This is a genomic window from Neisseria perflava (assembly GCF_024170405.1).
GTDB lineage: Bacteria > Pseudomonadota > Gammaproteobacteria > Burkholderiales > Neisseriaceae > Neisseria > Neisseria perflava_B.
The window spans coordinates 49426-63185 of sequence record NZ_JALJYC010000007.1 but is presented as its reverse complement, the minus strand read 5'-3'; the positions used below and the strand labels follow the sequence as shown (position 1 = coordinate 63185).

At 50.3% G+C, this 13760-nt stretch carries 8 protein-coding genes; 5 read left to right on the top strand and 3 right to left on the bottom strand.

The window, feature by feature from the left end; all coding sequences use genetic code 11:
• The first annotated feature begins 9 nt into the window (after window positions 1-9).
• From J2T37_RS03950 to J2T37_RS03935, 4 genes are read left to right on the top strand one after another with little or no spacing between them, the layout of a single operon-like run.
• Window positions 10-1194 (top strand): glycosyltransferase family 4 protein, encoded by a 1185-nt coding sequence (locus J2T37_RS03950; protein ID WP_253353900.1) that lies wholly within the window; start codon window positions 10-12, stop codon window positions 1192-1194.
• Between the two features lie 12 nt (window positions 1195-1206).
• The gene (locus J2T37_RS03945) at window positions 1207-3114 is read left to right on the top strand and encodes an ABC transporter ATP-binding protein (RefSeq protein ID WP_253353898.1); all 1908 of its coding nucleotides are present in this window, start codon (window positions 1207-1209) and stop codon (window positions 3112-3114) included.
• 16 nt (window positions 3115-3130) lie between these two features.
• Complete coding sequence (locus J2T37_RS03940) at window positions 3131-5440, top strand: phosphotransferase (protein WP_253353895.1); 2310 nt, start codon at window positions 3131-3133, stop codon at window positions 5438-5440.
• A gap of 8 nt (window positions 5441-5448) precedes the next feature.
• On the top strand, window positions 5449-6618 hold the full coding sequence (locus J2T37_RS03935; protein ID WP_253353893.1) for a nucleotide sugar dehydrogenase: 1170 nt from the start codon (window positions 5449-5451) through the stop codon (window positions 6616-6618).
• A gap of 88 nt (window positions 6619-6706) precedes the next feature.
• Here the strand turns inward: J2T37_RS03935 and J2T37_RS03930 are convergent, their stop codons facing one another.
• Together J2T37_RS03930 and J2T37_RS03925 are read right to left on the bottom strand one after the other, a co-directional pair.
• Window positions 6707-7987, bottom strand: coding sequence for a malic enzyme-like NAD(P)-binding protein (locus J2T37_RS03930; protein WP_253353890.1), 1281 nt, complete (start codon window positions 7985-7987; stop codon window positions 6707-6709).
• A 278-nt stretch (window positions 7988-8265) separates the two neighbouring features.
• On the bottom strand, window positions 8266-9129 hold the full coding sequence (locus tag J2T37_RS03925) for an AraC family transcriptional regulator (RefSeq protein ID WP_253353889.1): 864 nt from the start codon (window positions 9127-9129) through the stop codon (window positions 8266-8268).
• Window positions 9130-9373: 244 nt separating this feature from the next.
• Between J2T37_RS03925 and J2T37_RS03920 the strand changes: the two genes are divergently transcribed.
• Window positions 9374-10750 (top strand): aldehyde dehydrogenase family protein, encoded by a 1377-nt coding sequence (locus J2T37_RS03920; RefSeq protein WP_253353888.1) that lies wholly within the window; start codon window positions 9374-9376, stop codon window positions 10748-10750.
• Window positions 10751-10999: 249 nt separating this feature from the next.
• Here J2T37_RS03920 and adhE read toward each other — a convergent pair whose 3' ends face one another.
• Window positions 11000-13615 carry a bifunctional acetaldehyde-CoA/alcohol dehydrogenase gene (gene adhE / locus J2T37_RS03915; protein ID WP_253353887.1) on the bottom strand — a complete coding sequence of 872 codons (2616 nt, stop codon included), beginning with the start codon at window positions 13613-13615 and terminating at the stop codon, window positions 11000-11002.
• Window positions 13616-13760: the final 145 nt, after the last annotated feature.

Sequence of the window (13760 nt, the reverse complement as noted above, 5' to 3'; positions counted from 1 at the left end):
GAGCCTGCCATGCGAGTAGCCTATATTTGCGCCGATCCCGGCATTCCTGTATTCGGTACCAAAGGTGCGTCCGTCCATGTGCAGGAAGTCATCAAAGGCATGTTGCAAAAAGGATTAGACGTTACCCTGTTTGCCCAACGCTTGGGCGGTGAGGTACCGGAAGCGTTGCAAAGCGTCAAAATCGTGAAATTAGACAAATTGCCGAAAAATTCTGCAGAAGTTCGCGCGCAAGCGGCTTTAGCAGCCAATGAAAAATTACTTCAGCGTTTAGCGGAAGAAGCGCCGTTTGATTGGGTTTATGAACGTTATTCCCTATGGAGTAACGCGGGCATGCGTTTTGCCCGCGAAAACGGTTGTACAGGCATATTGGAAGTCAATGCACCGTTGATTGAAGAGCAGAAAAAACACCGCGAACTGCCTTTAGAAGCAGAAGCGCAGAAGATTGCCGCAACCGTTTTCGGCTTGGCTGATGCCATGATTGCCGTCTCTCCTGGTGTCAAACAGTATTTGGAAACATTCGAGCAGGCTAAAGGCCGGGTACACGTGATTGCCAACGGCGTATCGCTTGAGCGTTTTGCGGTGGCAGCGGAAGGCAACGCGCAACGCTTAGGCCGTCTGGAAGCAGGAGACAATATTACTGTCGGTTTCTTGGGAACTTTGAAACCGTGGCACGGCTTGGCAACGTTGGTTGACGCTTGGACATTGCTGCGCCAACGCGGTCAAAACGTGCGTCTGCTGATTGTCGGTGACGGTCCCGAATATGAATCAATCCACAGCAACATTGCCTCCAACAGCCTATTGGATGCCGTTACCTTTGCCGGCGCAGTACAACCTGAAGACGTACCGCATTGGCTGGGACAAATGGATATTGCCGTCGCGCCTTATCCGCAGATGGACAATTTCTATTTTTCACCTCTGAAAATCTATGAATACATGGCAGCAGGCATTCCCGTGGTGGCTACACGCGTCGGCCATCTTGAAAATGTGGTTTCAGACGGCATCAACGGCATTTTGGTTGAAGCGGAAAATCCGACTGCGATGGCAGACTGTATCCAAACACTGATTAACCAACCCAACTGTTTACAAGCATTGGGTTTGGCTGCGCGCCAAACTGCCGAGCAAGAACACAGCTGGCTTTCGGTCGTCGAACGTATCCAAGATATTGCCGGTCAATGCCGTCTGAAAAAGCAGTAATAGGAAATGTGCATGGATAAAGACACAAGCCGGAATTTTTTCAGCCGTTTTTCCATCAAAAACAGCTCTTGGGGCAAAGTCGCCTACCGCCTCAAAGATTATATCAAACCGGAGCGTTGGCTGATTACAGGCTCTTTGGTGTCGTTGCTGTCGGCAACATTTGTCCGCCTGCTCAAACCGCTGCCACTGGCATTTGCGGTGGATCATATCTTGGTAGAAGTCGTTGAGCATGTGGATAAACTAGATGGCGGTATCGGAACAAAACCAGCTGTCACCAATATCCAATTTAATACCAGTCTGTTCAACGTATCGCTTGGCACTATTGACAACGAGTACCTGTTGATGGCCTGTGCCATTGCAGTTGTGGTTATTGCCTTGCTGATGGCGGCGGGTAATTTTTTCAGTACCGTTGGCCTCTCTATGGCCGGCAGCCGCATTTTATCCCGCGTTCGCAGTGATTTATTCACGCATCTACTTGGTCTGTCTATGCGCTTCCACTCGCAAGCTAAGACCGGCGACTTAACCATCCGTTTGGTTAGCGATGTCGGCATGCTGCGTGAAGCGGTCGTCACCGCCCTAATGCCCATGCTGGCCAATATTTTTGTGCTGACAGGCATGCTCAGCGTGATGTTTGTGCTCAACTGGCAGCTGACTTTATTATCCGTCGCTTCCCTGCCCCTGCTGTGGCTGACCACCAGCCGCTCAGGAAAACGCATTCATCAGGTTAGCCGCGAACAACGGAAAAAAGAAGGCAGCTTGGCCTCAAAAGCCTCGGAATACATCGCCTCCATCAAAACCATCCAATCGCTGTCTCTAGAAGATGAGACCATCCGCAGCTTTGAAGGCAACAATAAAAAAAGCCGCAAGCAAGAGGTCAAATCCAAACGGCTGGCTGCTGGTCTGGAACGGCGCGTGGATATTTTGGTGGCATTCGTCACCGCAATCGTCTTGTTTTACGGCTCGAATGTCGTATTGGACGGCAAAATGTCACCGGGTGAATTGATTGTATTTATGTCTTACCTCAATAACTCCTTCCGTCCGGTACGAGAATACGCCAAATATACGGCACGCCTATCTAAAGCCTTGGCTGCCGGTGAACGGATTGTCGATTTGCTGGACGAACAACCTGACATTACCGACAAACCGGATGCCAAGGAACTAACCCAAGTCAAAGGCGACATCTGTTTTGACCATGTCCGTTTCAGTTATCAAGATAGCGGTAGCAATAATATGGCTGTTTTAAAAGGCATAGATTTTCACATTATGCCCGGTGAAAGCGTTGCGATTGTCGGGCCGTCGGGGGCAGGCAAGACCACCATTACCAGCCTGTTGCTGCGTCTTTACGAACCAACCGGCGGCGTCATCCGCATAGATGGTCATGATATTCAGGAATACACCGTAACCAGCATGCGTAAACAAATTACCGTCGTGCCGCAAGAAAACCTGTTGTTTGCATTAAGCGTACACGACAACATCGCATTGGGTGCCCTGCACAACGCAGGCGAAGTAACAGAAGAAGAAGTCGTTGCCGCCGCAAAACTGGCTAATGCACATGATTTTATCAGCGCCCTGCCCGATGGCTACGACACAGTCTTGAGCGAACGCGGCGGCTCGCTCTCCGGTGGCCAACGCCAGCGTATTGCCATCGCGCGTGCGGCCATTAGTCATAGTGCCATTTTGGTGCTGGACGAACCCACCGTCGGACTTGACCGAGAAAGCGAAAGCCATGTCATTAACGCGCTGCACAACCTAATGAAGCAGCGCACCACGGTCATGATTACCCATGATTTGGCCTTTGCCGCCACCACAGACCGCATTATTTTTATGCAAGACGGTATTGTTGCCGAACAGGGCAGCCATGAAGAGTTGCTGCGTAAAAACGGACAATACGCCGCTTGGTGGAAAATACAGATTCAATAAGCAGACAAGGATTCTAATGCTGACTGAAGCAGACCAAAACATTATTGCTAACGATACAGCGCTACCGGGTTTAGCCATTTTATTGGATACCGAAAGACTGCTGGCAACGCTCCAAACAATCGAACCGTTTAAACAGGCGGTAAGTGCGCAAATCCAATACCTACGCTACAAACCGGCCACCAGCTGCGCCTGTACCTTGCACATCAAACTGGCTGACGCTAGCGAATACTTTTATTACGCCAAAGCGCTGACGCAAACGCGTTTTAAAGAATCATGGAACCGATCATCAGTGCAAAAAGCATTACAGGTCGGTGGACAGTTTGTGCCTTATGCTCTACCCGACGTCTGTATCATTCTGCAACACCCTATGTATGACCGGGGCATAGGCCATCTGAAATGGCTAACCAGCAAAAAACACCGTCGGCATATTTTAAGAGCCTGCTCGCTCCCAGCAACAGACAGAGATGAACCAGACGTCAAAATCCTCCGCTATAAACCCGAGCGTCGCCTTGTCGCACGGGTCAGCCGTCATGGTCATCCGATTGCCATCCTACGCAGCGCCAGCCCAGATGAATTTACCAAAATGCTGATTGGCAATGCTTTCGGCGTATCTCACGGCGGTGTACTACTGCTGGGCGCAGATGGCACCAGTTGCACATTGGCGACCAAATGGCAAAAAGGCCGTAGTCTGTGCCCCGAACACGGAACGCCGCCTGATGCCGAGCTTACCCGCGAGCTGGCCCGCAAACTCAGCCGTATCCATGCAGCGACCTACCGTCATCCGACTTGCTACGGTATTGCAGAGGAAATTCAAGCGTTACAAGGCGTGGCAAATACGTTTAAACACATCCTGCCGCTTCAGACGGCCTGGTTTGAAAATTTATCTTTCCGCGTCAAACAGAATCTGGCTGAATTACCGGAGCGTTTCACCCTGATTCATAGCGATTTTTCGTTAGATCAAGTTATCCGCCGAGAAAGTCGCCACGGAGAAACCAAGCTGCATATTTTAGACTGGGATCGCTCTGCCTACGGCCACCCGCTGATGGATTTGGCAACCTTCCAGGCTCGATTGGAGTTACAGGTTATCGAAGGTATTTTACCGCGCTGGCAAGCGGACACCATTATCGGCGAACTGCTGACAACCTACCGGCGAAAAAGCGAAAACGATTTGACCGGATTGGTTTGGTTTACCGCTTCAGCCATGTTGCGCTTGGCAACCGAACCCTTCCGCAAACGCCTGCCACGCTGGGATCAATACGTACTGCTGCTGTTGCAACGTGTAGAACTTCTACTCGCTTCATCCGAATGGCCGTCTGAAAAACCATCAAACCAAACGGTGAATTTCGATGCAGACCCCATGCTGGATACGCTGCTGAACAGACATAAAATGCAACATCTTTTAAGTGGGCAGCATATCCTGTCCGAACACGAAAGCGTTGTCTCTGCCTCCTTGCGCCGTTACAAAATCAAACGCCGTGCGTTGGTAAATTACGCCATTGCCAGCCATTCCCAAGACAACCCATATCTGATTGGCAAATACCGTGCCAAAGGTTTGGACAAACGCTCCTACCGCATTCAAAAGCAACTTTGGCAATCTGGCCTAAACGATCAAGCGCAAACAGGCGTGCCCAAAGTAGCCGGAGCGATACCTGAACTCAACACCTGGTTTCAATACCGCATTAGCGGCGAAACCATCGGCGATATGCTGCTGCCGCAAAACGGCCGTCTGAAATTTCTTGGAGAAGCCGTCGCCAATGCGCTGTCCGCTTTACACCAAAGCAATGTTGCCAATCAGCTGGATTTGCCCTTCCATACGCCGCAACACGAATTGGCTATTTTGCAAAAAAGGCTGGCAGACGCGCAAAACAAACTGCCACAACTGGCCGAGCGCATTGCCGCCGTATCCGCCGCTTGCGCCACATTAATTGACCATTTGCCGGAAACAACGCCTGTTTGCATTCACCGCGACTTTTACCAAGACCAAATTCTTGAGCGGCACGGACATCCTGGACACATGGTTCTGTTTGATTTGGATTTAGTCTGCCAAGGCCAGGCTGCCGTAGATGCCGGCAACTATCTTGCGCATATCCAAGAATTTGCGCTACGCCAATATAACGACATCAATGCATTAAAAGTACATGAAGACGCATTTAAAACACAATTCTTGCGTAATCGACCGAATGATGCTGAAGCCGTGGAAATTTACATTACCCTAAGCTTGGCACGACATATTGACATCAGCACATTATTTGAAAACCGTACTCACACAACCGAAACATTATTGGAAATCTGCGAGAGCCGTTTAGCCTCGCATTGTGAAAAGTAAGGAATATTATGAAAATCACCGTTGTGGGCGCCGGATACGTCGGCTTATCCAATGCTGTCCTGTTTGCCCAAAAACACGAAGTTTTGCTGCTGGATGTCAGCGAAGAAAAAACCGCATTGATTAATCAGAAGCAATCGCCGATTCAAGATGAAGAAATCAGTGAATATTTAGCCACCAAGCCATTGAATCTGCGCGCAACCGTTCATGCCGACGAAGTTTATACCGACCCCGACTACATTATTATTGCAACACCAACAGACTATAACCCGGATACCGACTATTTTGACACCAGCTCGGTAGAATCCGTATTATCTGCCGCCCTAGCCCAAAATCAGACGGCATGGATGATTATCAAATCTACCATCCCCGTTGGTTTCGTAATGAAAATGCGTGAAAAATTCCATACTGACCGTATTATTTTTTCACCGGAATTTTTGCGTGAAAGCAAAGCTTTATATGACAATCTACACCCTTCGCGCATTGTAGTCGGTGATACCAACGAAGCGGCACAACACTTTGCCGAGGCTTTGCGCGATTGTAGCTTAAAACCGGATGCGCAAATTATCTTGACCGATCCAACGGAAGCTGAATCCATCAAATTGTTTTCCAACACCTACTTAGCACTACGCGTAGCTTTTTTCAACGAATTAGATTCGTTTGCCGCCGCTTCAGATTTGGATACTCAGCACATCATTGATGGCGTGTCTGCCGATCCGCGCATTGGCAGCCACTATAACAATCCCTCATTCGGTTACGGCGGCTACTGTCTGCCCAAAGATACCAAGCAGCTTTTGGCCAACTACAAAAACATTCCGCAAAACCTGATTGGTGCGGTGGTCGAATCCAATCGTACCCGTAAGGATTTCATCGCCGAAGATGTTTTGAAGCACCATCCCGCCGTTGTCGGCGTGTACCGTCTGACCATGAAATCCGGTTCGGACAACTTCCGCAGCTCCAGCATCCAAGGCGTCATGAAACGTATTAAAGAGCATGGTATTCCCGTTATCGTGTACGAGCCGACTTACGATGGCAGCGAATTTTTTGGTTCTGCCGTTGTTAAAGATTTAACTGAATTCAAACGCCGTGCCGATATTATCGTGGCCAACCGCCTAAGTGAAGATTTGGCCGATGTCGCAGACAAAGTCTATACCCGTGATTTGAAAGGCAGCGACACTTAAACAATCAAAACCACCTAAAAAAAGGCCGTCTGAAAATTTAATTTTTCAGACGGCCTTTGTAACACTTAACCTAAATCATTATTCAGGTTTACAGCTTCATTTCGCTCAATTTTTTTGCATACGCATCCAAATCGGCAATCGGACGGGTTGCCACGCCGCTTTCCATCGCTGCTTTTGCGGTTGCGCTGGCTACGCGCAGCAGCAGGCGGGAGTCGAACGGAGTCGGAATCAGATAATCGGCGCCGAATTCAAATTTATGACCGTAAGCGGCAATCACTTCGTCGGTCACTTCTTCCATTGCCAAGTCTGCCAGCGCGTAAACGCAGGCCAGTTTCATTTCTTCGTTGATGGTGGTTGCACCGCAGTCCAACGCGCCACGGAAGATAAACGGGAAGCACAATACGTTGTTGACCTGGTTCGGGAAGTCAGAACGGCCGGTGCCGATAACCACATCGGGACGCACTTCTTTTGCCAGCGGCGGCAGGATTTCCGGATTCGGGTTGGCCATGGCAAACACAATCGGCTTGGCATTCATGGTTTGCAGCATTTCCGGCGTCAGCAAGTTGGCGCCTGACAGACCCAAGAAGATGTCTTTACCAGCAACCGCGTCGGCCAGATTGCGCTGGCCGTTGTCGTCAACGGCATAGAATTTTTTAGACTCGTCCATGCGGTCTTTGTCTTCGCGGGTTTTGTAAATCACACCTTTAGAATCGCATACGGTTACGTTTTCGCGTTTCAAACCCAAGGCCAAGAGCTGGTTCAGACAGGCAATCGCCGCTGCGCCCGCGCCGGAGCAGACCAAAGTAGCTTCGGCAATGTCGCGGCCGGTAAAGCGCAGCGCATTCAATACGGCAGCGGCGGTAATGATGGCGGTACCGTGTTGGTCGTCATGGAATACGGGAATTTTGCAGCGTTTGCGCAATTCTTGTTCGATATAGAAGCACTCGGGCGCTTTGATGTCTTCCAAGTTGATGCCGCCGAAAGTCGGCTCCAGCGCGGCGATGATGTCCACCAGTTTTTGCGGATCTTTTTCGTCGATTTCAATATCGAATACGTCGATACCGGCGAATTTTTTAAACAATACGCCCTTGCCTTCCATCACCGGTTTGCCGGCCAAAGCGCCGATATTGCCCAAGCCCAAGACGGCCGTACCATTGGAAATCACGCCGACCAGATTGCCTTTGGCGGTGTATTTGTAGGCATCCAGCGGTTTTTCTTGAATTTCCAGGCAGGGGAAGGCCACGCCCGGCGAATAGGCCAACGCCAAATCCTGCTGGGTCGCCAGCGATTTGGTCGGGGTAACGGACACTTTGCCCGGAACAGGGAATTCGTGGAACTGTAATGCAGCTTCTTTCAATGTGTTAGACATGGATACAATCCTGACGTGCGGGGTTGAGCTTAAACAAAAGGCCGTCTGAACGGCGGAAAAGCGTTACAGCGGCAAACGCGAAAAACGGCGTTTCTCTGCTTTTGCCTACTTTGTAACGGGCTGTAATTCTATCATGCAAAACAGCGTGTGCATACCCGTTAAATAACGGTAAGGAGGTAACTGATGTAGTGCGGGATGATTCCCGACGCTCCTCGACCACACCGAATTTTATAATCCCACTCTCCTTGTCACAAAAAGCCGTCTGAAAATACTAGGGTTTACAGCTTGGCAATACGGTCTTGCTTGGGTGAGGTTCCGAAATAGCGCTGATACTCTCGGCTGAATTGGACGGCGCTTTCGTAGCCGACTTGGAAGGCGGCGGTAGTAACTTTCAGACGGCCTTGCTTGAGCAGTTGACGCGCTTCCATCAGGCGCAGGCTTTTTTGATATTCCAATGGGCTGAATCCGGTCATTTCTTTGAAACAGCGGAAAAAATTAGTATGGCTCATGCCGACTTCGGCGGCCAAGATTTCAACATTAAGCGGTTCGGTGAAATGATTTTCCAACCATTGAACAGCTTGGCGGACGGGCTGGAAGCGGCGCCCCTGGTCAAACAACTTTGCCAACTGCCCGCCCAGCGGACTTTTGAGCAAGTAATAGTGGATTTCCCGCCGCAAAAGGGGCAGCAAAATATCGGTATCCTCGGGCATATCCAGCAGATTGAGCACGCGGGAAAAAGCAGAAGTCAATTCGGGAGAAATAGGGATATGGTTAGCCTGCGCAGTTTGTTTTTTCAGACGGCCTTCTGGCATTTGACGCACCAATTTACCTAGTTCTGCTTCATTGAGTTTGAAGCACAGAGCCAAATAGGGTTTGTCAGCGCTAGCGGTTAAGCTGTTGATAATAATCGGCAGGCTGGTATGATGAAGAATGACATCACCCGCACGCAGATGAAAGTGTCGCTGTCCGATACGAAATGCTTTTTCGCCTTGAAATACCGCATATACACCCGCTTGCTGCATATAAATCAAGCTTTCCGTCAGGTAATCCGCACGGTATAAAATTAAATCGCTAATTGCCGATTGCTGGATTTTGTTGTACTCAGCATGACGTTGTATCTGCGTGATAATGGTTTCAATCATGGGTTTAGCTTTCCTTGTATCCGAAAGAGTGTGGCATTTTTGGTAGGAATAGGCAAGTTTAACGTAGGATTGAACAAGTTTCCCCGTATGGGACGGCGTATGATTAACTGGGTTATTTATGGGTATTTACAACATGCTACCTGCCAAGCAGGTTTGGGCGTGGGAAAGGCTAGATACCGCAACTTGGCCTGGATACCGCCATACGATGAATAACCCCCTCCCTCAACATCAAAAGGAGCATTCAATGAGAAACATCCCTGAATTGGTTCAAAAACAACGCGAATTTTTTGCCAGCCAAGCCACCAAACCGCTGGCATTCCGTAAAGCGCAGTTGGAAAACTTTGCCAAAATGATACGCGACAATGAAGACGCGATTTTGGAAGCGCTGCATCAAGATTTAAACAAATCCCGTTTTGAGGCTTATCTCACCGAAATCAACCCGGTCTTGAGCGAAGTCCAATATATGCTGGACAATATCGACCGCCTGGCCGCGCCGCGTGAAGTTGGTGTGCCGGTCTTATTGCAGCCCGGAGAAAGCCATATTCTGCGCGAGCCTTACGGCGTGGTGCTGAATATGTCTCCGTGGAATTACCCGATTAACTTGTCACTCACCCCGGTTGTCGGCGCATTGGCGGCGGGTAATACCGTGGTATTAAAAGCCTCTGCTTATTGCGCCAACACCTCCGCGCTGATGGAAAAAATGGCGGCTGAATACTTTGCACCTGAATATTTCACCGTATTGGGCGGCGGCGGACGCGATGTTAACACCGCTGTTTTGACTGAAAAATTCGACTATATTTTCTTTACCGGTAGCGTGAAAGTCGGCCATGTCGTGATGCATGCCGCCGCCGAACATCTGACCCCGGTAACATTGGAATTGGGCGGCAAAAGCCCATGCGTTGTTGATGAAACTGCCAATGTTGAATTGGCGGCCAAACGCATTTTGTGGGGCAAAGCATTAAATTCCGGCCAGACCTGCATTTCTCCGGATTATGTGTTTGTACACGAGAGCGTGAAAGAGCGCTTTGTGAACGCATTTAAAACGCAACTGACCGAGCTGTACGGCGAAAACCCCAGCCAAAATCCCAAATACCCCAACATCATCAACCAGCGCCAATACGAACGCGTCAAAGCCTTTTTGGATAATGGCAATATCTTGGCCGGTGGCCAGTTCCAAGACGAGACATTGAAAATCTCCCCGACCCTAATGGACGGTGTTACTTGGCAAAGCCCTGTGATGGAAGACGAAATCTTCGGCTCCATCCTGCCTCTGCTGACTTATCAGTCATTAAACGAAGTTATTGCTCAGATTACCGCCCGCCCGAAACCGTTGGCAATGTATGTTTTCACCGAAAATAAAGCCAACGAAACCCGTCTGTTGAGCGAGATTTCCTCCGGTAACGTTACCGTCAACGATACCATGTTGCACATCCTCAACCATGACCTGCCCTTCGGCGGCGTGGGCGATTCCGGCATGGGCGGCTATCACGGTGAACACAGCTTCCGCACCTTCTCGCATGAAAAAGGCGTGTTTACCGGCGCAAGCTGGGTAGATTTACCGCTGCGTTATCCGCCGTTTGAAGACGACAAAGTGGCTGCCATCAAAAGCGTCTCACACTAATTAGTTTGGTTCGTTCAGCCCCTGCCACAGGCAAACAGCTTTAATCGGCTGTTTGCCTTTTATTTTATATATTGCGAACACCGATCATCCCAATACCAGCAAAAGCTAAAAACGGGATGAAAAACCTCCACGGCCAAAACGCTGGTTAGCAGAAACGACGTTTAACCTATAACCTACAAAATATAAAAGGCCGTCTGAAAACACCTTAACAGATGTTTTTCAGACGGCCTTATTTCAAAACCGCTTAACTTACTCGCCGTAATAGGCTTTGGTCAGGATTTCTTCCATATCGGCAATCAGCGGCAGGCGCGGGTTGGCCGGGGCGCATTGGTCTTCGTAGGCGCGCAGGGCGACTTCGTGACGGGCGTCCATATAGGTTTTTTCGTCCAAGCCCTGATCTTTGAAACTCATTTTGATGCCGACTTTGCGGCCGAGTTCGGCGCAGGCTTTGGCAAAGGATTCCACGCCTTCAGCCGGGGTGCTGCACGGCAAATCCAATACGCGGGCGATTTCTTGATAGCGCTCATCGGCACGGTAGAAATTGTATTTCGGCCATACGGATAATTTTTGCGGACGGGTACCGTTGTAGCGGATAACGTGCGGCATCAGGATGGCGTTGGTACGGCCGTGCGGGGTGTGGAAACGGCCGCCGATGGTGTGCGCCAGCGCGTGGTTCAAGCCCAAGAAGGCATTGGAGAAGGCCATGCCTGCGATGGTGGAGGCGTTGTGCATACGCTCGCGCGCTTCGGGGTCGGACGCACCGTTTTTGTAAGAGCGTTCGAGGAATTGGAACACCAGCTTGATGGCTTGCAGCGCGAGGCCGTCTGTAAAGTCGTTGGCCAATACGGACACATAGGCTTCTACCGCGTGGGTCAGCACGTCCATACCGGTATCGGCGGTCACGCTGGCGGGCACGGTCATGGTGAACTCGGGGTCAACGATGGCGATGGTCGGGGTCAGCGCGTAGTCGGCAATCGGGTATTTTTTATCGCCGTCGGTAATCACGGTAAACGGGGTAATTTCCGAACCGGTACCCGAAGTGGTCGGAATACAGATGAATTTGGCTTTTTTGCCCAATTCGGGGAAACGTACCGCGCGTTTGCGGATGTCCATGAATTTTTGCACCAAATCGCGGAAATCCACTTCCGGACGCTCGTAGAACAGCCACATAGCTTTGGCTGCGTCCATGGCAGAACCGCCGCCCAAGGCGATGATGGTGTCCGGCTGGAAGCTGCGCATCAAGTCGGCACCTTTGCGCACGGTATCAATGCTCGGATCGGGTTCGACATCGCAGAAAAGTTGGTAAATCACTTTGTCTTTACGCAGTTGCAGCTGCTCGGTCACGCGGTCAACGAAGCCCAAATCCACCATAGAGCGGTCGGTCACAATCACCACTTTTTCGCATTCTTTCATATCTTGCAGATATTGGATGGAATTGCGTTCAAAGTAGATTTTGGCAGGGACTTTAAACCATTGCATGTTGTTTCTCCGACGACCGATTTTTTTGATGTTGAGCAGGTTGACCGCGCTGACGTTGCCGCCAACGGAGTTTTTACCGTAAGAGCCGCAACCCAGGGTCAATGACGGCAGGAAGGCGTTGTACACGTCGCCGATACCGCCGAAAGTCGAAGGAGAATTGTGAATCACGCGCAGGGCTTTGACGCGGGTGCCGAATTCTTTGGCCAGCTCATTGTTGGCGGTGTGGATGGCGGCGGAGTGACCCAAACCGTCGAATTCCACCATTTGCTCGGCCATTTTCAAGCCTTCTTCGGTGGTATTGGCTTTCAACACTGCCAACACCGGCGACAGTTTTTCGCGGGTCAACGGCTCGACCGGGCCGACTTCGGCGCATTCTGCTGCCAGAATATTGGTATTGGCCGGTACGCTGAAACCGGCTTGCTCGGCAATCCATGCCGCCGGTTTGCCCACCATATTGGCGTTGAGCTTGGCACCACCGCAGTTTTTGCTGTTGGCTTTCACGCCGAAGGCAAATTCTTCCAGCAGGGCTTTTTCTTTTTTGTTGACGAAATACACGCCGTAGCTTTTCATTTCTTTCACGACGTCATCGTAAATTTCTTTGTCGATAATCGCGGCCTGTTCGCTGGCGCAAATCATGCCGTTGTCAAACGATTTGGACAACACGATGTCGTTGGCGGCTTGGCGGATATTAGCGGTTTTTTCCACATAAGCCGGTACGTTGCCCGCCCCGACGCCCAAAGCCGGTTTGCCGCAAGAGTAAGCGGCTTCCACCATCGCGTTACCGCCGGTGGCCAAAATAGTAGCCACGCCCGGGTGTTTCATCAGAGAAGACGTGCCTTCCATCGAAGGGGTTTCAATCCATTGAATACAGTTTTCCGGTGCACCGGCGGCAATCGCCGCATCGCGCACGATTTGCGCGGCGTGAACGGAACATTTCTGCGCAGACGGATGGAACGCAAACACAATCGGGTTGCGCGTTTTCAAAGAAATCAATGCTTTGAAGATAGTAGTGGAAGTCGGGTTGGTAGTCGGCACGATACCGCAAATCACACCCACCGGATCGGCTACTTCGGTAATACCGGTAACGGGATCTTCACTGATGACGCCGACGGTTTTCAAATCGCGCAAGCGGCGCACCACGTTTTCGCAGGCAAACAGGTTTTTGGTGGCTTTGTCTTCAAACACGCCTCTGCCGGTTTCTTCCACCGCGTGCTGCGCCAACACGCCGTGTTGGTCCAAAGCGGCAACGGAAGCTTTGGCGACGATGTAGTCAACCTGCTCTTGGTTCAGCTCGAGGAATTTATCCAAGGCAACCAATGCGCGTTCGACCAAACCGTTAACTTCGGCCTTAGCCGGGCTGATGGTGTTGTCAGTCTGTGCGTTCATGAGGAAATCTCCTGAAAATGTACATAAGGTAAGGGGGATAGGAATTTTATGAGGTAAAGTATAAGTAATTTTAGTACAAATTTTTTTGATGTAAGTCAGGTTTGTATTTTTATTTTAGGGAAATTACACATTTGTTTGATAATAA